Annotated in this window: 21 protein-coding genes; 15 read left to right on the forward strand and 6 right to left on the reverse strand. The window is 71.6% G+C overall.

The window, feature by feature from the left end; genetic code table 11:
- Position 1: 1 nt before the first annotated feature.
- Positions 2-1,216: a cytochrome P450 gene (locus tag BKI49_RS03925; RefSeq protein WP_095932780.1), complete on the forward strand. Its 1,215-nt coding sequence runs from the start codon at positions 2-4 to the stop codon at positions 1,214-1,216.
- Positions 1,217-1,223: 7 nt separating this feature from the next.
- Complete coding sequence (locus BKI49_RS03930; RefSeq protein WP_095932781.1) at positions 1,224-1,745, forward strand: cupin domain-containing protein; 522 nt, start codon at positions 1,224-1,226, stop codon at positions 1,743-1,745.
- Here BKI49_RS03930 and BKI49_RS03935 read toward each other — a convergent pair.
- The gene (locus BKI49_RS03935; protein ID WP_095932782.1) at positions 1,742-2,968 is read right to left on the reverse strand and encodes an acyl-CoA dehydrogenase family protein; all 1,227 of its coding nucleotides are present in this window, start codon (positions 2,966-2,968) and stop codon (positions 1,742-1,744) included. The genes BKI49_RS03930 and BKI49_RS03935 overlap by 4 nt on opposite strands.
- A gap of 169 nt (positions 2,969-3,137) precedes the next feature.
- On the opposite strand from BKI49_RS03935, the gene BKI49_RS03940 reads away from it, so the two are divergent.
- Positions 3,138-3,785, forward strand: coding sequence for a TetR/AcrR family transcriptional regulator (locus tag BKI49_RS03940; RefSeq protein ID WP_095932783.1), 648 nt, complete (start codon positions 3,138-3,140; stop codon positions 3,783-3,785).
- A 271-nt stretch (positions 3,786-4,056) separates the two neighbouring features.
- On the opposite strand, the gene def is transcribed toward BKI49_RS03940, so the two are convergent.
- The gene (gene def, locus BKI49_RS03945) at positions 4,057-4,596 is read right to left on the reverse strand and encodes a peptide deformylase (RefSeq protein WP_179332328.1); all 540 of its coding nucleotides are present in this window, start codon (positions 4,594-4,596) and stop codon (positions 4,057-4,059) included.
- A gap of 154 nt (positions 4,597-4,750) precedes the next feature.
- On the opposite strand from def, the gene BKI49_RS03950 reads away from it, so the two are divergent.
- From BKI49_RS03950 to BKI49_RS34630, 7 genes are all read left to right on the forward strand, one after another.
- Positions 4,751-5,989, forward strand: a complete 1,239-nt coding sequence (locus tag BKI49_RS03950; protein ID WP_095932785.1) for a MurT ligase domain-containing protein — start codon at positions 4,751-4,753, stop codon at positions 5,987-5,989.
- Between the two features lie 19 nt (positions 5,990-6,008).
- Positions 6,009-6,737 (forward strand): type 1 glutamine amidotransferase, encoded by a 729-nt coding sequence (locus BKI49_RS03955; protein ID WP_095932786.1) that lies wholly within the window; start codon positions 6,009-6,011, stop codon positions 6,735-6,737.
- Between the two features lie 284 nt (positions 6,738-7,021).
- Entirely contained in the window at positions 7,022-8,047 is a 1,026-nt protein-coding gene (locus BKI49_RS03960; RefSeq protein WP_095932787.1) for a 6-phosphofructokinase, read from the forward strand.
- Between the two features lie 181 nt (positions 8,048-8,228).
- Complete coding sequence (locus BKI49_RS03965) at positions 8,229-9,182, forward strand: cytochrome c oxidase assembly protein (RefSeq protein ID WP_095932788.1); 954 nt, start codon at positions 8,229-8,231, stop codon at positions 9,180-9,182.
- 261 nt (positions 9,183-9,443) lie between these two features.
- Positions 9,444-10,970, forward strand: coding sequence for a DUF6777 domain-containing protein (locus tag BKI49_RS03970; RefSeq protein WP_095932789.1), 1,527 nt, complete (start codon positions 9,444-9,446; stop codon positions 10,968-10,970).
- A 37-nt stretch (positions 10,971-11,007) separates the two neighbouring features.
- Positions 11,008-13,251, forward strand: a complete 2,244-nt coding sequence (locus BKI49_RS03975) for a serine/threonine-protein kinase (RefSeq protein WP_095932790.1) — start codon at positions 11,008-11,010, stop codon at positions 13,249-13,251.
- Between the two features lie 106 nt (positions 13,252-13,357).
- Positions 13,358-13,516, forward strand: a complete 159-nt coding sequence (locus BKI49_RS34630) for a hypothetical protein (protein ID WP_107469315.1) — start codon at positions 13,358-13,360, stop codon at positions 13,514-13,516.
- A gap of 106 nt (positions 13,517-13,622) precedes the next feature.
- Here BKI49_RS34630 and BKI49_RS03980 read toward each other — a convergent pair whose 3' ends face one another.
- The 4 genes from BKI49_RS03980 to BKI49_RS03995 are packed head-to-tail and all read right to left on the reverse strand — an operon-like array spanning position 13,623 to position 17,740.
- Positions 13,623-14,828 (reverse strand): sensor histidine kinase, encoded by a 1,206-nt coding sequence (locus BKI49_RS03980; RefSeq protein ID WP_095932791.1) that lies wholly within the window; start codon positions 14,826-14,828, stop codon positions 13,623-13,625.
- Between the two features lie 25 nt (positions 14,829-14,853).
- Positions 14,854-16,611, reverse strand: coding sequence for a sodium/solute symporter (locus BKI49_RS03985; RefSeq protein ID WP_095932792.1), 1,758 nt, complete (start codon positions 16,609-16,611; stop codon positions 14,854-14,856).
- Between the two features lie 3 nt (positions 16,612-16,614).
- Positions 16,615-16,974 (reverse strand): hypothetical protein, encoded by a 360-nt coding sequence (locus BKI49_RS03990; RefSeq protein ID WP_095932793.1) that lies wholly within the window; start codon positions 16,972-16,974, stop codon positions 16,615-16,617.
- Positions 16,975-16,984: 10 nt separating this feature from the next.
- Positions 16,985-17,740: a LytR/AlgR family response regulator transcription factor gene (locus BKI49_RS03995; RefSeq protein ID WP_095932794.1), complete on the reverse strand. Its 756-nt coding sequence runs from the start codon at positions 17,738-17,740 to the stop codon at positions 16,985-16,987.
- A gap of 99 nt (positions 17,741-17,839) precedes the next feature.
- Between BKI49_RS03995 and BKI49_RS04000 the strand changes: the two genes are divergently transcribed.
- From BKI49_RS04000 to BKI49_RS04020, 5 genes are all read left to right on the forward strand, one after another.
- The gene (locus tag BKI49_RS04000; protein ID WP_095932795.1) at positions 17,840-18,343 is read left to right on the forward strand and encodes an Lrp/AsnC family transcriptional regulator; all 504 of its coding nucleotides are present in this window, start codon (positions 17,840-17,842) and stop codon (positions 18,341-18,343) included.
- 123 nt (positions 18,344-18,466) lie between these two features.
- Positions 18,467-19,279, forward strand: coding sequence for a dimethylargininase (gene ddaH, locus BKI49_RS04005; protein ID WP_179332329.1), 813 nt, complete (start codon positions 18,467-18,469; stop codon positions 19,277-19,279).
- On the forward strand, positions 19,276-20,514 hold the full coding sequence (gene rocD / locus BKI49_RS04010) for an ornithine--oxo-acid transaminase (protein WP_095932797.1): 1,239 nt from the start codon (positions 19,276-19,278) through the stop codon (positions 20,512-20,514). The genes ddaH and rocD overlap by 4 nt, the downstream gene beginning before the upstream one ends.
- A 100-nt stretch (positions 20,515-20,614) precedes the next feature.
- Positions 20,615-21,340 (forward strand): lysophospholipid acyltransferase family protein, encoded by a 726-nt coding sequence (locus tag BKI49_RS04015; protein ID WP_095932798.1) that lies wholly within the window; start codon positions 20,615-20,617, stop codon positions 21,338-21,340.
- 63 nt (positions 21,341-21,403) lie between these two features.
- Positions 21,404-22,417 (forward strand): NAD-dependent epimerase/dehydratase family protein, encoded by a 1,014-nt coding sequence (locus BKI49_RS04020; protein WP_179332334.1) that lies wholly within the window; start codon positions 21,404-21,406, stop codon positions 22,415-22,417.
- The last annotated feature ends 100 nt before the right edge of the window (positions 22,418-22,517 follow it).

Raw genomic sequence — 22,517 nt, forward strand, 5'->3', positions numbered from 1 at the left:
CATGGCCGAGGACATCCTCACGGAGGCGTTGCCTCCCGTCCGGCACTGGCCCGCCCTCGACCTGAAGGGCGTGGATTTCGACCCGGTCCTCACGGATCTCATGCGTGAGGGCCCGGTCACCAGGATCCAGCTGCCCAACGGCGAGGGCTGGGCCTGGCTGGTGACCCGGCACGACGATGTGCGCGTGGTCGCCAACGACCCCCGGTTCAGCCGTGAGGCGGTCATGGACCAGCGGGTCACCAGGCTCGCCCCGCACTTCATCCCGACGCGTGGCGCGGTGGGCTTCCTGGACCCGCCCGACCACACCCGGCTGCGCCGCTCGGTGGCCGCCGCCTTCACGGCGCGCGGCGTCGAGCGGGTGCGGGCGAAGTCCCGGCAGGTGCTGGACGGGCTGGTCGACGATCTGCTCCAGGGCGGTCCGCCCGCCGACCTCACGGCGACGGTCCTGAGCCCGTTCCCCATCGCGGTCATCTGCGAGTTGATGGGGGTCCCGACCGCCGACCGGCACCGTATGCACGCCTGGACCCAGCTGATCCTGTCCTCCTCGCACGGCGCCGACGTCAGCGAGCGGGCCAAGGAGGAGATGAGCGCGTACTTCGGGAAGCTGATCACGGACCGGGCCGGGAGCACCGGCGAGGACGTCACCTCGCTGCTCGGCGCCGCCGTGGGACGCGAGGAGGTGACGCTGGAGGAGGCCGTCGGGCTCACCGTTCTCCTGCAGATCGGCGGCGAGGCGGTCACCAACAACAGCGGACAGCTCTTCTACATCCTGATGACGCGCCCGGATCTGGTGGCACGGCTGCGGGCCGAGCCGGAGATCCGCCTCCAGGCGATCGACGAGCTGCTGCGTTACATCCCGCACCGCAACGCGGTCGGGCTGTCGCGGATCGCGACCCAGGACGTGGAGATCAAGGGTGTACGGATCCGGGCGGGCGACGCGATCTATGTGTCGTACCTGGCCGCGAACCGCGACCCGGACGTCTTCCCGGACCCGGACACGATCGACTTCTCACGCAGCCCCAATCCGCATGTGGCGTTCGGCCACGGCCCGCACTACTGCCCCGGCGGAATGCTGGCCAGGCTGGAGTCCGAGCTCCTCGTCGACGCGCTGCTCGACCGGATCCCGGGCCTGCGGCTCGCCGTGCCCCCCGATCGGGTCTCCTTCAGGAAGGGTGCGCTGATCCGTGGTCCCGAGGCCCTGCCCGTGATGTGGTGAGCGACCCATGACGAAGACCGAAGGACTGCTTGTGCCACCGGGTCACGGCCGGGTGGTGCGCACACCGGCCCAGCACGTGACCTTCAAGGTGACCGGCTCGCACTCGCGGGCGGCCTCCACCTTCGAGGTGGAGGTCCCTCCGGGCTTCGACGTCGGCGCCCATGTGCACACACGCAGCGAGGAGTTGTTCTACGTGCTCGAGGGCGAGCTGGACGTGCTCGCCTTCGAGCCCCGCGTGCGGACACCCGACAACTGGCAGAAGTGGGAGTCCACTTCAGGCAAACGGGTGGTCCGCGCGACACCGGGCACGGTGATCGTCGTACCGCCCGGGTGTCCGCACGCATTCGCCAACCCGACGGACAGCCAGGCCAAGATGTTCTTCCAGGCCTCCCCGCCGCCCGACCACGAGCGGTACTTCGAGGAGTTGCTGGAGATTCTCGACTCTGGCGGTCCGCCGGACCACGAGGCGATCGAGGAACTGCGCGGCCGCTACGACATCGAGCAGCTCACGCCGCTCCGGATCCGCTAGCGGATGGGCATTCCCGCGAGGGTGCGGGCGATGACCAGTCGCTGGATCTCGCTCGTCCCCTCGAAGATCGTGTAGATCGCGGCGTCCCGGTGCATACGCTCCACCGGGTACTCGCGGGTGTAACCGTTGCCGCCCAGGATCTGGATCGCCTGGGCGGTGACCTTCTTGGCGGTCTCGCTGGCGAACAGCTTCGACATGGAGCCCTCGGCCGCCGTGAACGGCTTGCCGTTGACCGCCATCCAGGAGGCACGCCAGACCAGCAGCCGGGCCGCGTCGATCGACGTCCGCATGTCGGCGAGCTGGAAGGCGACACCCTGGTTGTCGATGATCGGCCGGCCGAACTGCTCACGGGTCGTGGCGTACTCGAGGGCGACCTCGTACGCGGCCCGCGCGGTGCCGACCGCCATGGCGCCGACGGCCGGGCGGGAGGCCTCGAAGGTGGCCATCGCGGCGTTCTTCACGCGCTCGCCGCCCGTCCTCGCGCGCTCACGGGCGCGGGCGAGGCGCTCGTCGAGCTTCTCCTTGCCGCCGAGGAGGCAGGACCCGGGGACGCGGACGTCCTCCAGGACGACCTCGGCGGTGTGCGAGGCACGGATGCCGTGCTTCTTGAACTTCTGGCCCTGGGAGAGACCGGGCGTGTTCGGCGGGACGATGAAGGACGCGTGGCCCTTGGAGCCGAGCTCGGGGTCGACGACCGCGACGACCACGTGGACGTTGGCGATGCCGCCGTTGGTCGCCCAGGTCTTGGTGCCGTTGAGGACCCACTCGTCCTTGGCCTGGTCGTACACGGCACGGGTGCGCATGGAGGCGACGTCGGACCCGGCGTCGGGCTCCGAGGAGCAGAAGGCCGCGACCTTGACATCGTTGACATCGCCGTACATCTGGGGGATCCAGGTGCCGATCTGCTCCTCGGTGCCGTTGGCGAGGACGCCCACGGCGGCGAGGCCGGTGCCGACGATGGAGAGGGCGATGCCCGCGTCGCCCCAGAACAGCTCCTCCATCGCCATCGGTATGCCGAGGCCGGTGGAGTCGAAGTACTGCTGGGCGTAGAAGTCGAGCGAGTAGATTCCCACCTTCGCGGCTTCCTGGATGACCGGCCAGGGAGTCTCTTCGCGCTCGTCCCATTCGGCGGCCGCGGGGCGGATGACGTCGGCGGCGAAGCCGTGCAGCCAGTCCCGGACCTCCCTCTGTTCGTCGTTGAGCTCCATGGTGAACTCGGCCATGACCCCTCCAGCACTGCACTAATCTGTTACTTGCGGTAACGGGAGTGTGTTACTGACCAGTAGGAAAAGTCAACTCCCGGATCGAGCTCGGCAGCCCGTTCGATACGCATCCGCCGATGAGTGTTAGTTTGCGCAGGCGTCACCGAAACACCACGGGTGGGGAGAGCACATGGACACCACACAGCGGACCGATCAGCAGAGGTCCGCCGACCGCCGCCGGCGTGAACTGCTGGAGGCCGCCGACAGGGTGGTGCTCCGCGACGGCCCCGGGGCCTCGATGAACGCCATCGCCGCCGAGGCGGGCATCACGAAGCCGATCCTGTACCGCCACTTCGGCGACAAGGGCGGGCTGTACGCGGCGCTCGCCAAGCGGCACACGGACGCCCTCCTCGGAGCGCTGCGGGCCGCTCTGGACGCACCGGCCGGACGCCGTGAGCGGGTCGAGTCGACGCTCGACACCTATCTGGCGGCCATCGAGGCCCGTCCGCAGGTGTACCGCTTCCTGATGCATCCGGCGGAGGGTGCCCAGCCGCCCGGCGACGCGGGCTTCGACGTCGGCAAGCACTCCGCCCCGCTGCTGCGCCGCATGGGCGAGGAGCTGGCCGAGGTCATCGAGGAGCGCGTCGACCTGGGCCCGGGCAGCCAGCAACTGGCACGGGTGTGGGGACACGGGATCGTCGGCATGATGCATGCCGCCGGAGACTGGTGGCTCGGCGAACGCCCCTGCTCGCGCGCCGAGTTGGTCCGCAGCCTGGCCGATCTCCTGTGGGGCCGCCTGGCCGCCGCCGGCGACCGCGTCGGCGGTCCCGGCTTCTGACCCACCTCGCAAGGGGCGCGGGAAACCGCGCCCCCAGCCACAACCAACCCGCGCCCGAACAACCGGGACCAGCCCCACAAGGGGCGCGGGGAACTGCGCGCCCAGCCAAGACGAACCCGCGGCCGAACGACGGGGCTCGCCCCGCAGAGGGTGCCGCCCCGCAAGGGGGCGCCGCCCCGCAGAAGGTGCGGCCGCGCAAGGGGTACCGCCGAGGGCCGAAGCTGCGGCCCACCGGCCCACAGGGCACCGCCCCGGCCGGCGAGGGCCGACCTCAACCACCCCAGGAAGCCCGCGCCGCCTGCCGCAGCACCCGGCGACGGCGCCATCCCCGCAGCCGGTCCACGTACACCTCGCCGGCCAGGTGGTCGCACTCGTGCTGGAGGCAGCGGGCGAACCAGCCGGTGCCGTGCAGCCGCACCGGCTCGCCGTCCGCCGTGAACCCCTCCACGACCGCGTGGTCGTAGCGCTCGGTGCCGGCCTCCAGCCCCGGCAGCGACAGACATCCCTCCGGTCCGCGCAGCACGACACCGTCCGCCTCGACGAGGCGCGGGTTCACCACGTGTCCCCGATGGCGGACGTCCTCGTCGTCCGGGCAGTCGTACACGAAGACCCGCAGCGGTACGCCGACCTGGTTCGCGGCCAGGCCGACGCCCTCGGCGGCGTACATCGTCGCGAACATGTCCTCGACGAGCCGGGCGAGTTCGGGACCGAAGTCGGTGACGTCCTCGCACGGCGTGTGCAGGACGGGGGCGCCGAGCAGGGTGAGAGGCCGGACGCGCCCGTGGGTGCCCGGGATGGAGCCGTGTCGCATGGCGGCAAGGGTACGGTCCTGGAAGGAACGCGAACGTCGCACGGGCACCGTGGTGGTGCCGCGATTCGGGCACCTGAGTGGATCTCGATAGGCTGAGGCCCACACGGTGCCGGGGGCAGAGGCGCGGCGCGTACGCAAGGAGGATCGAGAAACGATGTCAGGCAACTCGGACCCGCTGACGCCGCGGGCCAAGCTGGCCGTGACGGCGGGCAAGGCGGCAGCGGCCGTCTCGCGTGCCGCCGGACGCGGCAGCGGATCGGTGATCGGCGGCCGGGTGGCACTCAAGCTCGACCCAGACCTGCTGGCACGGCTGGCCACCCACCTGGACGTGATCCTGGTCTCGGCCACCAACGGCAAGACCACGACGACCCGGCTGATCGCGGAGGCGCTGCGCGCCGCGGGCCCGGTCGTGTCCAACGCGCTGGGCGCGAACATGCCGGCCGGCATCACCTCGGCGCTCGCCGGCGGCTCGGACGCCAAGTTCGCGGTGATCGAGGTCGACGAGAAGTACCTCTCCGGTGTCGCGCGCGACACCGACCCGAAGTGCATCGCCCTGCTCAACCTCTCCCGTGACCAGCTCGACCGGGCCGCCGAGACCCGCATGATGGCCGAGCACTGGCGCGAGGGGCTGGCCGGCTCCAAGGCCGTCGTGGTCGCCAACGCCGACGACCCGCTCGTCGTGTGGGCCGCCTCCTCCTCACCGAACGTGATGTGGGTCGCCGCCGGCCAGATGTGGAAGGACGACGCCTGGTCCTGCCCGTCCTGCGGCGGTGTCATGCAGCGCCCCGGCGACGACTGGTTCTGCGGGGAGTGCGGCTTCCGCCGCCCCACGCCCACCTGGGCGCTGTCCGGCGACCACGTGCTCGACCCGCACGGTTCCGCCTGGCCGATCCACCTCCAGCTGCCGGGCCGCGCCAACAAGGCGAACGCCGCGTCCTCGGCCGCCGTCGCCGCGGTCTTCGGCGTGCCGCCGCAGGTCGCCCTGGAGCGCATGTACCAGGTGCAGGCGGTGGCCGGACGCTACGACGTGGTGCAGTTCATGCAGCGCGACCTGCGTCTGCTGCTCGCCAAGAACCCCGCGGGCTGGCTGGAGACCTTCTCGCTGATCGACCCGCCGCCGACGCCGGTCATCCTCTCCGTGAACGCGCGTGGCGCCGACGGCACCGACACCTCCTGGCTGTGGGACGTCGACTACACGCGTCTGACCGGGCATCCCATCTTCGTTCTCGGCGACCGCAAGCTGGACCTCGCCGTGCGCCTCGAGGTCGCGAACCAGCACTTCCAGGTCTGCGAGAACCTCGAACAGGCCGTACAGATGGCGCCGCCCGGGCGCATCGAGGTCATCGCCAACTACACCGCATTCCAGGACCTGAGGCGTCGTGTCGGCAACTGAGCCACGGAGGACGAAGAGAATGAGCGACAACAGCCTGCGTCTGGTGTGGATCTACCCTGACCTGCTGAGCACCTACGGCGACCAGGGCAACGCCCTCGTCGTGGAGCGCCGGGCCCGCCAGCGCGGTCTCGACGTGGCCCGTCTCGACGTGCGCAGCGACCAGCCGATCCCGACCTCGGGCGACATCTACCTGATCGGCGGGGGCGAGGACCGGCCGCAGCGGCTCGCCGCGGAGCGTTTGCGCCGCGACGGCGGCCTGCACCGCGCGGTCGCCAACGGCGCGATCGTCTTCTCGGTCTGCGCCGGCTACCAGATCCTCGGCCACGAGTTCATCAACGACCTCGGCCAGCGCGAGCCGGGTCTCGGGCTGCTCGACGTGGTCTCGGTGCGCGGCGAGGGCGAGCGGTGCGTCGGTGACGTCCTCGCGGACATCGACCCGCGCCTCGGGCTGCCCCAGCTGACGGGCTTCGAGAACCACCAGGGCGTCACCCACCTCGGCCCCTCCGCGCGCCCGTTCGCGAACGTGCGGCTCGGCAAGGGCAACGGCACCGGCGACGGCACCGAGGGCGCGTACAACGACACCGTGTTCGGCACGTACATGCACGGGCCCGTCCTCGCCCGCAACCCGCAGATCGCGGACCTGCTGCTGAAGCTGGCGCTGGACGTGAACGCGCTGCCGCCGATCGACGACCGGTGGTACGAGGCGCTGCGCACCGAGCGCATCGCGGCCGCGACGCAGCCCGCGTGAACACTGCCGCCCGGCAGCCCTCCTGAGCCGGCACGGAAACGGTTCGGCAGACCCCGGCGAGGACCCCGCACGACGGTCCCGCCGGGGTCTTCGCGTCCGCTCCCCCACCGCTGGAGTTCCGCTCCGCGGGGGCCCGTCTGACAAGGCCTCCGCTCACCTGTGCGGGCGCGTCCAGCAGGCGGACGCAGGTTACGGAAGGGCCCCCTCCCGCCGGTAGGGTGGCGGGGATCCTGCCGGACAACGTGGTCCGGTCCCCGGCCCACGTTGAGAAGGTATTTCGGGCTATGCGCATTGGTGTCCTCACGTCCGGCGGCGACTGCCCCGGTCTGAACGCCGTCATCCGGTCCGTCGTGCACCGTGCCGTCGTCGACCACGGCGACGAGGTCATCGGCTTCCGGGACGGCTGGAAGGGCCTCCTGGAGTGCGACTACCTCAAGCTCGACCTCGACGCGGTGAGCGGCATCCTGGCTCGCGGCGGCACGATTCTCGGCTCCTCCCGGGTCCAGCCCTCCCACCTGCGGGACGGCGTGGAGCGGGCGAAGGGGCACGTCGAGGAGCTCGGCCTCGACGCGATCATCCCGATCGGGGGCGAGGGCACGCTCAAGGCGGCCCGCCTGCTCTCGGACGGCGGCCTGCCGATCGTCGGCGTGCCGAAGACCATCGACAACGACATCGCGGTCACGGACGTCACCTTCGGCTTCGACACGGCCGTCGGTGTCGCCACCGAGGCGCTCGACCGGCTGAAGACCACCGCCGAGTCCCACCAGCGCGTCCTGGTCGTGGAGGTCATGGGCCGCCACACCGGCTGGATCGCGCTGCACTCGGGCATGGCGGCGGGCGCCCACGCCATCGTCGTACCGGAACGCCCCTTCGACATCGAGGAATTGGCCGCCAAGGTCGGCGAGCGCTTCGAAGCGGGCAAGCGGTTCGCCATCGTCGTGGCCGCCGAGGGCGCCAAGCCGCGTGCCGGCACGATGGAGTTCGACGAGGGCGGCAAGGACATCTACGGGCACGAGCGCTTCGCGGGCATCGCCCGGCAGCTCTCCCTCGAACTGGAGGAGCGCCTCGGCAAGGAGGCCCGCCCGGTGATCCTCGGACACGTCCAGCGCGGCGGCACCCCGACCGCGTACGACCGTGTCCTCGCGACCCGTTTCGGCTGGCACGCCGTGGAGGCCGTGCACCGCGGCGAGTTCGGCAGGATGACCGCGCTGCGCGGCACCGACATCGTGATGGTCTCGCTCGCCGAGGCGGTCGAGACGCTCAAGACGGTGCCCGACGAGCGGTACGCCGAGGCGGAGTGCGTGCTCTGACACCACCTCCGGCATGGGCCGACCCGCCCGGTCGTCGCCCGCAGCCGTCGTACGTGGAAGGAACCGCCCCCGGTCGCAGCCGCGACCGGGGGCGGTTCTACTCTGGTGCGGACAGACAGCGCACAACCTCCCCCAGTGGCCCAAAAGCCTGGGAGGCCCCCCACGAAACAGGAGCCGGCGGATGGATCACAGCGGGCACGGCATGACCATGGATCTGCCGCCGTTCACGCTGGGGCGGGGGCTCGAATGGTCCGCGGACCCGTTCTTCCTCGTCGCGTGCCTCGTCGGGCTCGGCCTGTACGGATGGGGGGTCGTACGGCTCGCGCGGCGCGGCGACAAATGGCCGGTCGGCCGGACCCTCGCGTTCGTCGTCGGTGTGCTGACCGTGATGCTCGTCATGTGCACCGGCCTGAACGACTACGGCATGGTCATGTTCAGCGTGCACATGGTGCAGCACATGGTGATCAGCATGCTGTCACCGATCCTGATCCTGCTCGGGGCGCCTATCACCCTGGCGCTGCGCGCGCTGCCGGTCGCCTCGACGCGAGGCAGCAAAGGCCCCCGTGAACTGCTGCTGATGTTCCTGCACAGCCGGTACATGCGGATCGTCACCCATCCCGCGTTCACCATCCCGCTGTTCATCGCGAGCCTGTACGCGCTGTACTTCTCGCCCCTCTTCGACTTCCTCATGGGCTCCAGGGCCGGGCACATCGCGATGATGTGCCACTTCCTCGCGGTCGGTCTGGTCTTCTTCTGGCCGATCATGGGCGTGGACCCGGGGCCGCACCGCCCCGGCCATCTGATGCGCATGCTGGAACTGTTCGCGGGCATGCCGTTCCACGCGTTCTTCGGCATCGCCCTGATGATGGCCTCCGAGCCGATGGTCTCGACGTACAAGCACCCGCCCGCGTCGCTCGGCATCGACGCGCTGGCCGACCAGAGCGCGGCGGGCGGCATCGCCTGGGCGTTCAGCGAGATTCCGTCGGTCCTCGTGCTGCTCGCCCTGCTCTTCCAGTGGTACCGGTCCGAGCAGCGGCAGGCGAGGCGCAAGGACCGGGCCGCGGACCGGGACGGCGACAAGGAACTCGAGGCGTACAACGCCTATCTGGCCTCACTGAACGCGCGCGGTCGCTGAATTAACTTTCCTTTTCTCCTTGCGGGAAAGGCATTTCCATTCAGTAGCATGGGGGAGCGAAGTTCCGCGTCCGGTCGCACGCCCGCCCGCGCCGCGGAGTCCACGGGGGAAACCGCAGGGGGAGCGGTCATGACAATTCGCGTTTCCATGCACAGGGCCGTGATATCCACGGTCCGCAGGGCCGCTCTACTGCTGGTTTTCGTGCTGATAATCGGCGGCTGCGGCACATCCGATCAGGTGTTCGCGGTTCGCGCCGTGGCCATGGGCATTTCACAGGCCGATCCCTTCTTCGAGGAGGACGGCCGGCTCGGCCGGGACACCAAGGTTCCCGAGGCGCCGCCGAGCGGCGGGGTGCAGGCCAGCAACAGCCCGGGGCTGTACGGCGGCACACCGGACGACGGCAGTGACCGGGGCGGGGACGACTCCGGTGGTGAAGGTCCGTCCGGAGACGGCACCGGCGACGACTCCGGCTCCGGGGGCGGTTCCGGTGGGGACGGCTCGGGCGGGAGCACTGCCGGGCAGAACGGCGGCTCACCGGGGCAGGATGCGACCGGTGGGGCCACCGGTGAGTTCGGCGGTTCGACGAAACCCGGAACCTGTGCCGTGGCGAAGCTGAAGCAATTCCTCACCGCGCCCGAGAACTCCGCCAAGGCGAAGGAATGGGCACGCGCCCTGCATATTCGCCCGGATCAGATCCCGGGTTATATCGATCACCTCACACCCGTGGTACTGCGCCACGACACGCTCGTGACGAACCACCAGTACAAGCGCGGCAAGGCCGTCCCCTTCGACGCCTTGCTCCAGGCCGGAATCGCCGTTCTGGTCGACAGGCAGGGACTGCCCGCCGTGAAGTGCTCCTGCGGCAATCCGCTGCGCCCTTCGAAGGTGAACGTCAAAAAGGCGTCCGTGCGGTTCGAGGACGGCAACAAGAAGTGGTCCGAGTACCGGCAGGACCACATCGTCGTCGTCGAACCGCCGCCCGGCGACCACCGGATCGACCGGCTCCAGCTCATCGACGTGCAGGACCCGGACCGGGGCATCGCCCGTCGGCTCGGCACCGACGGCAGCGACGACGAGGCCTTCGACCCGCACGCGGAACACACCGTCCCGACCGTCACCGGCCTGTCCTTCGCCGAGGCGACGCAGGCGCTGGCCGGGGCGGGGCTGGCGATGGCGTACGACGGTGACGCGCTCCCGCCCGACGACGCCCAGGTCACCGCCTCGCAGCCCGTCGAGGGCAGCACGCTGGAATGGGGTGCGCCCGTGACCCTGTCCGTCGCCGGGGACGACAGCGAGGACGGGAGCACTCCTACGGACTCCGGCGGGCTCGGTCCGGACCCGAGCGATTCGGGAACCGGCGCCGGCCCGAGCGGGACCAGCACCGGAACGGGCGGCACGCCGACCGACACGGCCGGCACGACCACCGGGACCGGCGGCACGCCCACCGACACCGCGGGCACGACCACCGGGACCGGCGGCACGCCCACCGACACCGCGGGCACGACCACCGGGACCGGCGGCACGCCCACCGACACCGCGGGCACGACCACCGGGACCGGCGGCACGCCCACCGACACCGGGGGCAGTACGGGCTACACCAGCGCCGGTACGAGCGGGGCGACGTCGTCCTCGCCGCCTCCTGGCACCCCCGAGGGGTCCCTCTCCGCCGACCCGGGGCCGAGCGACTCGGCGCCGTCCGGATCCGGTGGTGAGGACTCCGTCCCGGCCGACCCGGGTGTCGGCGACTCCGCGACCGACTCCGGTGGGACCACCGGGGACACGTCCTGACCCGCCACGAACCAGCGCAGAACCCGGGGGCAACCGGATGGCATCAGGATCACCGCAGTCAGGGGTGGGCCGGCTCATCGCCGGCCGGTATCTGCTCGTGGACCAGGTCGGCTCGGGCGGCATGGGACATGTGTGGCTGGCCCACGACCAGCGGCTCGACTGCGACGTGGCACTGAAGGAGATCCGCTTCCGCAATGTGCCGGAGGGCAGCGAGGAGCACGAGGCGCGTATCGCGCGGGCCCGCGCCGAGGCACGGCACGCGGCGGTGCTGCGCGGGCACCCGCACGTGGTGACGGTGCACGACGTCCTGGAGCACGAGGGACTGCCGTGGATCGTGATGGAGTACGTGGCGGGCGCGGAGGACCTGCGCGGCCTGCCGGCCCGGCGCGGCCCGCTCGCCCCCGACGCCTGCGCCCGCGTGGGCCTCGCCGTCCTCGACGCACTCACCGCCGGGCACGAGCGCGGGATCATGCACCGCGACGTGAAACCGGCCAACATCCTGCTCGCGCCGGACCGCACGGGCGCACCGGGCACCCGGATCCTGCTGACCGACTACGGCATCTCCGTCCAGCCGGACTCCCTGGAGACCCGCTGGACCAGGACGTCCGTCCTGGTGGGCACGGCCGGATATCTGGCGCCGGAACGTGCCACGGGCGGGCCGCCGACCGCCGCGGCCGACCTGTTCTCGCTGGGCTGCACGTTGTACTTCGGCGTGGAGGGGCGCGGACCCTTCGACCGTGACTCCGATCTCGCCGCGATCACCGCCGTGGTCCTGGAGGAACCGCCCGTGCCGCGACGGGCCGGCGCGCTGTGGCCGGTCATCGAGGCCCTCCTGGTGAAGGATCCCGCCCGGCGGATCTCCGCCGAGGACACGGCGGCCGCCCTGGCCCGGATCATCACACCCCAGCCGCATCCGCCGACCCGGCTGGACACGGGCTCGCAGCCGCCGTGGGCGGGGCCCGCAGGTGCCGGCCGGGGGCCCGAGTCCGGGGTGCCTGCGGGCGACCGGGGCTTCGCCCTGCCGTCCGCCTACCCGCAGACGGCCGCGGGCCCCGGTCCCGACCGGGGTCCGGCGGCGCCCTCCGGGTACGCCCCGACGTCCCCGGCACCACAGGCGTACTCCCCCACGGCCCACGAACCGCCAGCGCCCTCGCCCCACGAACCGGTCCTCCACCCACCCACAGCACAGGCGCAGGGCCCGTACGCACCCACAACGCCGGCGCCGGGCCCGTACTCACCAACGGCTCAGGCGCAGGGCCCGTACTCACCGAAGGCTCAGGCGTCGGGCCCGTACGCCTCCTCCGCGCGGACGTCCGGCCCGTACGCCCCGACGGCCTCGACGCCGGGCACGTACGACCCGCGGGCAGCGCGGGAGTTCCCGTCGCGGTCTCCGGGCCCGACCGGACCGGCGCAGGGCTTCGGCCCGCCCGGCTCCGGAGGGCCGGCTCAGCCGACCGCCTCTCCCCCGCCGCACCGGCGCAGGCGGCGCCGCGTCCTCCGGGCGATGACGGCGGCGCTGCTCGCGCTGGGGCTGACGGCCGGCGGGGTCTGGTACGCGATGGCGCACAAGGTGGTCCGGCCGTACGGCGCGCGGGTCGGCCTCGCCGAGCCGCTCGAACTGCGCGACTGCGTGGTGGCCGCGCGGTCCGGCGGGCAGGTCACCGGCACCTCGCGGCTGGAGGTGGACCCCGGTTGCGGCCAGGGAACCGACGGACAGGTGCTGGCCCTGTACAAGGCTCCCTCCCTCGCGGCGGCACGGTCCGGCGGGCCTCGGCGCTGCGCCGAGGCCACCGACGCGACGGCGGCGGGGCTGGCACGGAACGTCGCATCGGTCCCCGTCATCCCCACGAGCGAGGGCTTCGCGCAGACGGGCGGCCGCGTCGCGTGCCTGCTGGTCGGGAAGTACGGTCCGGTCGGAGGTCCTCTCGGCGCGTACCGGGCGTACGGGTCGGCCATCAACGACGCGGGGCAGCTCCAGAAGGGCGACTGCCTCGGCCACATCAGCGGGGACGCGCGCACGTCGAACCACTTCGAGCTGGTCGCCTGCGACAAGAAGCACCAGGAGAAGGTCGTGGGGATGACCCACCTCGACGGCCCCGTGGCCGCGAAACGGCTCGACGCGGCAGCGGACGCGCAGTGCGAGGAGGACGCGGCGGCCGGGCTGTTCGGCGACGGAACGGGACGGGAGGTGAACCATGGCCTCCACAACGAACGCCCCTGGCCCAATGGACGGTTCCTGGTCGTCTGCACCGTCGCGGGCCGCTTCGACGGCACGCAGTGAGGGCGACGGCTGTCCTACCGGCCCTGGCGAACCTCCTCCCTTCGGGTGAAAATGTCCCCAAGGCCACGGGCCGCGTCGCGGACCCCGCCTGGAGGAGGGTGCTGCGATGCCCGGTACGACGAAGACGATGGGTGTGCTCACCGTGGGCGGACTCGTCGTGGTGACCGCCTACACGGTGGCGCTCGGCAGCAACGGCTGGCTGTGGTTCGGCTGGGTCGTCCTGGGTCTGATCACCGTGGCGATGGTGGCCTCACGGGGCACGTGACGGCGCGATCAGCGATCCGTGCGGCCCGTGACCGGCGCCGGCCCCCGTCGAGGTGATCCTCGGGGTGGCCTCGGCCGCGGGCCGTCGCGGTGTCCGGGTGTGCCCGTCACTGCCTGGGCAGCCGCCCCGCCGAATGCACGCCGGGCTGGTACTTGGGCAGCCTGGCGGTGATCTTCATGCCCGCGCCCACCGCGGTCTCGATGACGAGCCCGTGGGCGTCGCCGTAGACCTGACGCAGTCGTTCGTCGACGTTGGAGAGTCCGATTCCCCCGGAGGGGCTGCCTTCCCCGGCCAGGATGCGGCGCAGCCGCTCCGGATCCATGCCGGCGCCGTTGTCCTCGATGACGACCAGCGCCTCGGCGCCCGCGTCCTGGGCCGTGATGCTGATGTGGCTCTTGTCGGTCTTGCCCTCCAGACCGTGTTTGACGGCGTTCTCCACCAGGGGCTGGAGGCACAGGAAGGGGAGGGCGACCGGCAGCACCTCGGGCGCGATCTGCAGGGTGACGGAGAGCCGTTCCCCGAAGCGCGCCCTGACGAGCGCCAAGTAGTGGTCGATGGCGTGGAGTTCGTCGGCGAGCGTGGTGAAGTCACCGTGCCGACGGAACGAGTAGCGGGTGAAGTCGGCGAACTCCAGCAGCAGTTCGCGAGCCCGCTCGGGGTCCGTCCGCACGAACGAGGCGATGACCGCGAGCGAGTTGAAGATGAAGTGCGGTGATATCTGTGCCCGCAGCGCCTTGATCTCGGCCTCGATCAGGCGGGTGCGCGACCGGTCGAGGTCGGCCAGCTCCAGCTGGACGGAGACCCACCGGGCGACCTCGCCCGCGGCACGGACGAGGACGGCGGACTCGCGGGGCGCGCAGGCGACCAGCGCTCCGTGCACCCGCTCGTCGACGGTGAGCGGCGCGACGACGGCCCAGCGCAGCGGGCAGGCGGGCTCGTCGCAGCCGAGCCGGAAGGCTTCGCCGCGGCCGGTCTCCAGCGGGCCGCCCAGCCGTTCCATGATCTCGGTGCGATGGTGTGCGCCGATGCCGTCCCAGGCGAGGACCGTCTCCCGGTCGGTGAGGCACAGCGCGTCGGTGCCGAGGAGGCTGCGCAGCCGTCGCGCGGAGCGGCCGGCCGTCTCCTCGGTGAGGCCGGCGCGCAGCGGGGGCGTGGCGAGCGACGCGGTGTGCAGGGTCTGGAAGGTGGCGTGTTCGACGGGGGTGCCGAGTCCGCCGAGGCTCTCGGGCCGCGCGGTGCGTCGGCCGATCCAGAACCCCGCGGCCAGCAGCGGCAGGACGGCGACGCACAGCCCGGCGAGGAATCCGCTCACACCGTCGCCTCTCCCCGGGACCGCCTCATGCCTGCATCTCCTTCGCGTCGGCGCCCGTCCGCGGCGGGCCGGCGGGCAGTGGACCGCCGGTCAGCTCCTCGGGCAGATGGAACCGGGCCAGGATCGCGGCGGTCCCCGCGGGCACCCGGCCGGGCGTGGCCAGCGAGACCAGGACCATGGTGAGGAATCCGAGCGGTACCGACCACAGCGCGGGCCAGGCCAGGAGCGCGTGCAGGGTGCCGGTTCCGGGATAGCCGGCCATGGTCGCGGCGACCGCGACGAAGGCCGCGCCGCCGCCGACGAGCATGCCGGCCGCCGCACCCGGTGGAGTCAGGCGCCGCCACCAGATGCCCAGCACCAGCAAGGGGCAGAACGAGGACGCGGAGACGGCGAACGCGAGCCCCACGGCATCGGCGACGGGCAGTCCGCCGGCCAGCACGCTCGCGGCGAGCGGCACCGCCATCGCGAGGACCGTGCCGAGCCTGAAGTGCCGTACTCCGCGGGAAGGGAGCACGTCCTGGGTCAGTACGCCCGCGACCGCCATGGTCAGGCCGGACGCGGTGGACAGGAAGGCGGCGAAGGCGCCGCCCGCGACGAGCGCGCCCAGCAGGTCGGCGCCGAGCCCGCCGATCATCCGGTCGGGCAGCAGGAGCACGGCGGCGTCCGCGTCCCCGGTGATGCTGAGTTCCGGGGCGTACAGCCTGCCCAGCGCGCCGTAGACGGGCGGGAGGAGGTAGAAGGCGCCGATCAGACCGAGGACGGCGACGGTGGTGCGGCGGGCGGCGACACCGTGCGGGCTGGTGTAGAAGCGGACGACGACGTGCGGCAGGCCCATGGTGCCGAGGAAGGTGGCGAGGATCAGTCCGTACGTGGCGTACAGCGGGCGTTCCTCCCGGCCCGCCGCCAGTGATGTCGACATGCCGCCGTTGCTGCCGCGCTCGGCCACCGGGACCGGGTCCCCCTCGGTGAAGGTGAGCCGGGTGCCGCGCTCGATGCGGTGGACCCCCGCGGGGAGCCGGATCCGCTCGTCCGTGTGGGGCCGGGCGTCGACCATGCCGGTCGCCGTGACGTCCAGGGGCCGGGCGAGTTTCAGGTCGAGGGTGTCGTCGACCCGGACGACCCGCTGTTCGCGGAAGGTCGCCGGTTCGTCGAAGGCGTCGCGGGGCGCGCCGTGCGACTGCCAGGCGAGGACCAGGAAGAGTGCGGGGACCAGCAGGGCGGTGAGTTTGAGCCAGTACTGGAAGGCCTGCACGAAGGTGATGCTGCGCATGCCGCCCGCGGCGACGGTGGCGACCACGACCACGGCGACGAGTACGCCGCCGAACCGGTCGGGGGCGTCGGTGAGCACGGCCAGGGTCAGGCCGGCGCCCTGGAGCTGGGGCAGCAGGTACAGCCAGCCGACGCCGACCACGAAGGCGCCGGCGAGGCGTCGCACCGCCTGGGAGCCGAGCCGGGCCTCGGCGAAGTCGGGCAGCGTGTAGGCGCCGGAGCGGCGCAGCGGGGCCGCGACGAACAGCAGGAGGACGAGGTAGCCGGCCGTGTAGCCGACCGGGTACCAGAGCATGTCCGGGCCCTGCACCAGGACGAGTCCGGCGATGCCGAGGAAGGAGGCGGCGGAGAGGTACTCGCCGCTGATCGCGGCGGCGTTGAGCCGCGGGCCGACGGTGCGCGAGGCGACGTAGAAGTCGGAGGTGGTCCGGGAGATGCGCAGGCCGAACGCACCGACGAGGACGGTCGCCACGACCACGAGGGCGACCGCGGGGACGGCGTAGTTCTGGTTCACGGGTCAGCGGTCCTCGACGAGTCGCACGAAGTCCTTCTCGTTGCGCTCCGCGCGGCGCACGTACCAGCGGGCGAGCAGGACCAGCGGCGGGTACACGCCGAAGCCGAGCACGCCCCATTCGAGACCGGCGCCGTCCGGCATCGCGGCGAAGACCAGCGGCAGTGGTCCGACGAGCAGCACGAGTACGGCGAAGACCAGCAGGGCGACGCGGAGCTGACTGCGCATCAGGGAGCGGACGTAGGTGTGGCCGAGCGTGGTCTGTTCGTCGATCTCGGTCCTGGGCCGGTAGTAGCCGGACGTTCTGCGGGTGTGCCGTGGCACCCCGGTGACGACCACGCGGCGTTCGGTCGGGTCCTGTGGCACGCGGCCCTCCTCAGCTCGTGGTCCGGCGCAGCAACAGGTCGCGCAGTTCGCGCGCGTGGCGGCGGCTGACCTGGAGTTCCACGGGGCCGACGAGGACGCTCACCGTGCCTGCGTCCAGCCGGAGTTCGCCGATGTGCCGCAGGGCGACGAGGTGACGGCGGTGGATGCGGACGAAGCCGCGGGAGCGCCAGCGCTCCTCCAGGGTGGACAGCGGGATGCGGACGAGATGACTGCCCTGGGGCGTGTGCAGACGGGCGTAGTCTCCGTGGGCCTCGACGTGGGTGATGTCCTCGACGGCCACGAAGCGGGTCACTCCGCCGAGTTCGACGGATATGTGGTCGGGGTCGGGTTCGTGCACGGGTATCAGGGGGGCGGCGTCCCTGAACTGGGCGGCCCGTCGGACGGCCTCGGCGAGCCGCTCGCGGCGTACGGGCTTGAGCACGTAGTCGACGGCCTTCAGGTCGAAGGCCTGCACGGCGAAGCCCTCGTGCGCGGTCACGAAGACGACGAGCGGGGGGTTGGCGAAGCCGGTGAGCAGCCGGGCCAGGTCGAGTCCGTCCAGGCCGGGCATGTGGATGTCGAGGAAGACGACGTCGATGGCCTCGGGGCCGCCGGGTCCGGACTCCAGGGCCCGGTTGATCCGGCGCAGTGCCTCCGTGGCGTCGCTCGCGCCCTCGACGCTGCTGACGCGGGGATCGGCGTTCAGCAGATAGAGGAGTTCCTCGAGGGACGGTTGTTCGTCGTCGACGGCGAGCGCGCGCAGCATGAGAGTGGAGTGTAAGAGCGATCGGTCCGCCTGGACATGTCGCGGAGCGTCCGCGTTCTCGCTGGATGCGTGGGCGTTGACGCTGGATACAGTGCGGTCATGAGCAGCAAGCCCGCGATGTTCGACGAACTCGACCGCAAGATCATCACGGCCCTGATGGCCAATGCCAGGACGAGCTTCGCGGAGATCGGCGCGGCGATCGGCCTGTCCGCCACCGCGGTCAAGCGGCGCGTCGACCGGCTGCGCGAGACGGGTGTGATCACCGGTTTCACGGCCACGGTGAAGCCGGCCGCGCTCGGCTGGCGCACGGAGGCGTACGTGGAGGTGTACTGCGAGGGCGCGGCCCCGCCGCGGCGGCTCGCGGAGGTGGTGCGCAACCATCCCGAGATCACCGCCGCGATGACCGTGACGGGGGGCGCGGACGCGCTGCTGCACGTACGGGCGACCGATGTGGAGCACTTCGAGGAGGTGCTGGAGCGGATCCGTACGGAGCCGTTCATCCGGAAGACGATCAGCTACATGGTGCTGTCCCACCTGCTGCCGGAGGCTCCTGAGGCCGGGGCGACCCACGCCGTCCCGGACGACGCAGGAAACGTGCGCTGACTCCTCCGATCACGCATCATTGCTGCGCAATCACGCAGCTCTCCGCGCTTGTCGCCCGTATCCCCCGTTTCTTACCGTGGAGGAACCCCCAGCCGACACCGCAGGAAGCGGAGGTACCTCTCTGTGCCCGACAGCCGTGTGCCGCGCCCCCGGCGCTTTCTGGTCTGCGAACCCAGACACTTCGCCGTGCAGTACGCGATCAACCCGTGGATGCATCCCGACACGCCCGTGGACGTCGACCTCGCCCGCGGCCAGTGGGAGGCGCTGATCCGCGCCTACCGTGCGCACGGCCACACCGTCGACTCGGTGGAACCGGTCGCCGGACTTCCCGACATGGTGTTCGCGGCGAACTCCGCGCTCGTCCTGGCGGGCCGGGTCTTCGGCTCGCTCTTCCACGCACCGCAGCGCCGTCCCGAGTCCCTCGCCTACGACACCTGGTTCAAGGCGGCCGGCTTCGACGTCTACCGGCCCGAGTCGGTGTGCGAGGGCGAGGGCGACCTGGTCCCGACGGGCCGGTACGTCCTGGCCGGCACCGGATTCCGTACGACCCCCGAGGCGCACCGCGAGGTGCAGGAGTTCTTCGGCGTCCCGGTGATCGGTCTCCGCCTGGTCGACCCGCGCTTCTACCATCTGGACACGGCGCTGTTCGTCCTGGACGACGACAACATCGCGTACTACCCGGAGGCGTTCTCGCCCGGCAGCCGCGAGGTGCTCGCCCGGCTGTACCCGGACGCGGTGCTCGCCACCCGCGAGGACGCCATGGCGTTCGGCCTCAACTCGGTCTCCGACGGCCGCCACGTCTTCATCGCGCCGCGCGCCGAGTCCCTCGCCGAGCAGCTCGACCGCCACGGCTACGTCCCCGTCCCCGTCGACCTCTCGGAGTTCCACAAGGCCGGCGGCGGCATCAAGTGCTGCACTCAGGAGATCCGTTCATGACGGCACCCACCCGCATCCCCGCCCGTACGCGCACCTCCGACGAGCTGATCCGCGCGGAGGCGCCGGTCCTCGCGCACAACTACCACCCGCTGCCCGTCGTCGTCGCCCGCGCCGAGGGCACCTGGGTCGAGGACGTCGAGGGCCGTCGCTACCTGGACATGCTGGCGGGCTACTCGGCCCTCAACTTCGGGCACCGCAATCCGGTGCTGATCGAGGCGGCGCACCGTCAGCTGGACCAGCTCACCCTGACCTCGCGCGCCTTCCACAACGACCGGCTGGCCGGGTTCGCCGAGTCCCTGGCCACGCTGACGGGCCAGGACATGGTCCTGCCGATGAACACGGGCGCGGAAGCGGTGGAGAGCGCCATCAAGGTGGCCCGCAAGTGGGCGTACGAGGTCAAGGGGGTCGCCCCGGACCGGGCGACGATCGTCGTGGCCGCCGACAACTTCCACGGCCGTACGACCACGATCGTGAGCTTCTCCACGGACGAGACCGCCCGGACCGGCTTCGGGCCCTTCACCCCCGGCTTCCGCGTGGTCCCGTACAACGACCTCGCCGCGCTCGAAGCGGCCGTCGACGAGACCACCGCGGCCGTGCTGATCGAGCCCGTCCAGGGCGAGGCCGGCGTGGTCATCCCGGACCAGGGCTATCTGACCGGGGTGCGCGAGCTGACCCGCCGGGCCGGCTGCCTGTTCATCGCCGACGAGATCCAGTCGGGTCTCGGCCGCACGGGCACCACCCTCGCCGTGGAGCACGAGGAGGTCGTGCCGGACCTGCTGCTTCTCGGCAAGGCGCTCGGCGGCGGCATCGTGCCGGTCTCCGCGGTGGTGGGGCGCCGGGACGTGCTGGAGGTGCTGCGCCCGGGCGAACACGGCTCGACGTTCGGCGGCAATCCGCTCGCCGCGGCCGTGGGCTCGGCCGTCGTCGGCCTTCTGGAGACCGGGGAGTACCAGCGCAGGGCGGCGGAACTGGGCGTGATCCTGCGCGGCGGGCTCGCGAACCTGGTCGGCAAGGGCGTCGAGGGCTTCCGGGCGCGCGGACTGTGGGCGGGCGTCGACATCGACCCGGCCATCGGCACGGGCCGCGAGATCAGTGAGGGCCTGATGCGCGAGGGGATCCTCGTCAAGGACACCCACGGTTCGACGATCCGTCTCGCACCTCCGCTGACCATCACCGGCGAGGAACTGCAGTCGGCTCTCGGGGCTCTGGAGAAAGTTCTGACGCAAGGGGTCTGATACCGGCCACGAGGCCACAGAGAGTGACACCGGAATGGTTACGCCCGGCGACGGCCGCGCCTACACTGATCGCTCCCCGGGGGAAACGAGGAGTGCCCCAGTGTTTTATTACGTGCTCAAATACGTGCTTCTGGGTCCGCTGTTGAGACTGGTCTTCCGGCCTCGGATCGAGGGCCTTGAGCACGTACCGTCGTCGGGCGCGGCCATCGTCGCCGGCAACCACCTGTCGTTCTCGGACCACTTCCTGATGCCCGCGATCCTGAAGCGGCGCATCACCTTCCTCGCGAAGGCCGAGTACTTCACGGGTCCCGGCATCAAGGGCCGGCTCACCGCGGCCTTCTTCCGCAGCGCCGGGCAGATCCCCGTGGACCGCACCGGCAAGGAGGCGGGCCAGGCGGCGATCCGCGAGGGCCTCGGCGTACTGCGCAAGGACGAATTGCTGGGCATCTACCCGGAAGGGACCCGTTCGCATGACGGCCGTCTCTACAAGGGCAAGGTCGGCGTCGCGGTGATGGCCCTCAAGGCCCGGGTCCCGGTGATCCCCTGCGCGATGATCGGCACCTTCGAGGCGCAGCCGCCCGGCAAGGTCATCCCGAACATCCATCCCGTCGTCATCCGCTTCGGCAAGCCCCTCGACTTCTCCCGCTACGCCGGGATGGAGAACGAGAAGGCGATCCTGCGCGCGGTCACCGACGAGATCATGTACGCCATTCTCAGCCTCTCGGAGCAGGAGTACGTCGACCAGTACGCGGCCGTCGTGAAGGCCGAGGAGGCCGAGGAGAAGGCGGCGAACGCCCGCAAGTTCCGACGGATGCCGCTGAGCTGAGCGGAACGGAATCCACCTGCACCGGACGTACGTCCTGTACATTTTTTACGTATGAGACGTGCTGTGGTGATCGGAGCGACCGGACAGATCGGACGCGCGGCCGTGGACGCGCTGGCCCGCGACGGCTGGGACGTGACGGCCGCGTCCCGCGGCGGAGGCCGCGACGACGGCTGGCCCGCGCAGGTGCGCGCCGTCGGGCTGGACCGCGCGCAGGACACCGCCCTGGCCGCGGCGGTCGGTGACGGCTGCGACGTGCTGGTCGACGTCGTCGCCTACGGAGCCGAGCACGCACGCCAGTTGACGGGGCTCGCCGGCCGCGTCGGCTCCGCCGTGGTGATCTCCAGCGTGTCGGTCTACGAGGACGACAAGGGGCGCGGCTTCGACACGCAGTCGGAGCCGGACGGATTCCCCGAGTACCCGGTGCCGATCCCGGAGAGCCAGAGCACCGTGCGGCCCGGCGACGGCACGTACAGCACGCGCAAGGCGGCCCTGGAGCGCGATCTCCTCGCCGCGGGCGACCGGTTGCCGACGACCCTGCTGCGCGCGGGTGCCGTGCACGGCCCGAACTGCCGTACGCCCCGCGAGCTGTACTTCGTCAAGCGCAATCTGGACGGCCGCCGTCGGCGCGTCCTCGCGTTCGGCGGCCTGAGCCGCTTCCACCCGGTGAGCGTCCACACCGTCGCCGAGCTGATCCGGCTGGCGGCCCGGCGGCCGGGGTCGCGCGTCCTGAACGCCTGCGACCCCGAGGCGCCCACGGTGGCGGAGATCGCCGCTTCGATCGACGCGGCGATGGGCGTGCGGGCCGAGGACGTGCTGGTGGACGGTCCGCCCCCGGCGCCCACGGTCGGTGACACGCCATGGACGGTGCCGCTGCCCGTCGTCTGCGACATGCGTGCCGCCGAACGGGAGTTGGGCTACCGCCCGGTGGTCCGGTACGCCGACAGGCTCCCCGAGACCATCGCCTCGATCGAACGCCGACTGGCCGGCCGGGACTGGCGGGAGGCCTACCCCGACATGGTCCGCGCGTACGGCGACCTCTTCGACTACGCGGCGGAGGACGCTTGGCTCGCGTCCTGAGCGAGAGGTCCGACCCGACAGGAGCCGGGCCGGACCGCGCGTGGAACGACCGGAACGAGTGAGGGGGCGGCCGGAGTCCGGCCGCCCCCTTCCCGCAGGC

The organism is Streptomyces sp. Tue6028, assembly GCF_002300165.1.
GTDB lineage: Bacteria > Actinomycetota > Actinomycetes > Streptomycetales > Streptomycetaceae > Streptomyces > Streptomyces siamensis.

Excerpts from the sequence above, each read along its gene's own strand:
- rocD (WP_095932797.1), top strand. The coding sequence starts at position 19,276 with ATGACGGCACCCACCCGCATCCCCGCCCGTACGCGCACCTCCGACGAG.
- BKI49_RS03925 (WP_095932780.1), top strand. The coding sequence starts at position 2 with ATGGCCGAGGACATCCTCACGGAGGCGTTGCCTCCCGTCCGGCACTGG.
- BKI49_RS03960 (WP_095932787.1), top strand. The coding sequence starts at position 7,022 with ATGCGCATTGGTGTCCTCACGTCCGGCGGCGACTGCCCCGGTCTGAAC.
- BKI49_RS04000 (WP_095932795.1), top strand. The coding sequence starts at position 17,840 with ATGAGCAGCAAGCCCGCGATGTTCGACGAACTCGACCGCAAGATCATC.
- BKI49_RS03930 (WP_095932781.1), top strand. The coding sequence starts at position 1,224 with ATGACGAAGACCGAAGGACTGCTTGTGCCACCGGGTCACGGCCGGGTG.
- BKI49_RS34630 (WP_107469315.1), top strand. The coding sequence starts at position 13,358 with ATGCCCGGTACGACGAAGACGATGGGTGTGCTCACCGTGGGCGGACTC.
- BKI49_RS03975 (WP_095932790.1), top strand. The coding sequence starts at position 11,008 with ATGGCATCAGGATCACCGCAGTCAGGGGTGGGCCGGCTCATCGCCGGC.
- BKI49_RS03935 (WP_095932782.1), bottom strand. The coding sequence starts at position 2,968 with ATGGCCGAGTTCACCATGGAGCTCAACGACGAACAGAGGGAGGTCCGG.
- BKI49_RS03995 (WP_095932794.1), bottom strand. The coding sequence starts at position 17,740 with ATGCTGCGCGCGCTCGCCGTCGACGACGAACAACCGTCCCTCGAGGAA.
- BKI49_RS03950 (WP_095932785.1), top strand. The coding sequence starts at position 4,751 with ATGTCAGGCAACTCGGACCCGCTGACGCCGCGGGCCAAGCTGGCCGTG.
- BKI49_RS03940 (WP_095932783.1), top strand. The coding sequence starts at position 3,138 with ATGGACACCACACAGCGGACCGATCAGCAGAGGTCCGCCGACCGCCGC.
- BKI49_RS03965 (WP_095932788.1), top strand. The coding sequence starts at position 8,229 with ATGGATCACAGCGGGCACGGCATGACCATGGATCTGCCGCCGTTCACG.
- BKI49_RS03970 (WP_095932789.1), top strand. The coding sequence starts at position 9,444 with ATGGGCATTTCACAGGCCGATCCCTTCTTCGAGGAGGACGGCCGGCTC.
- BKI49_RS03955 (WP_095932786.1), top strand. The coding sequence starts at position 6,009 with ATGAGCGACAACAGCCTGCGTCTGGTGTGGATCTACCCTGACCTGCTG.
- def (WP_179332328.1), bottom strand. The coding sequence starts at position 4,596 with ATGCGACACGGCTCCATCCCGGGCACCCACGGGCGCGTCCGGCCTCTC.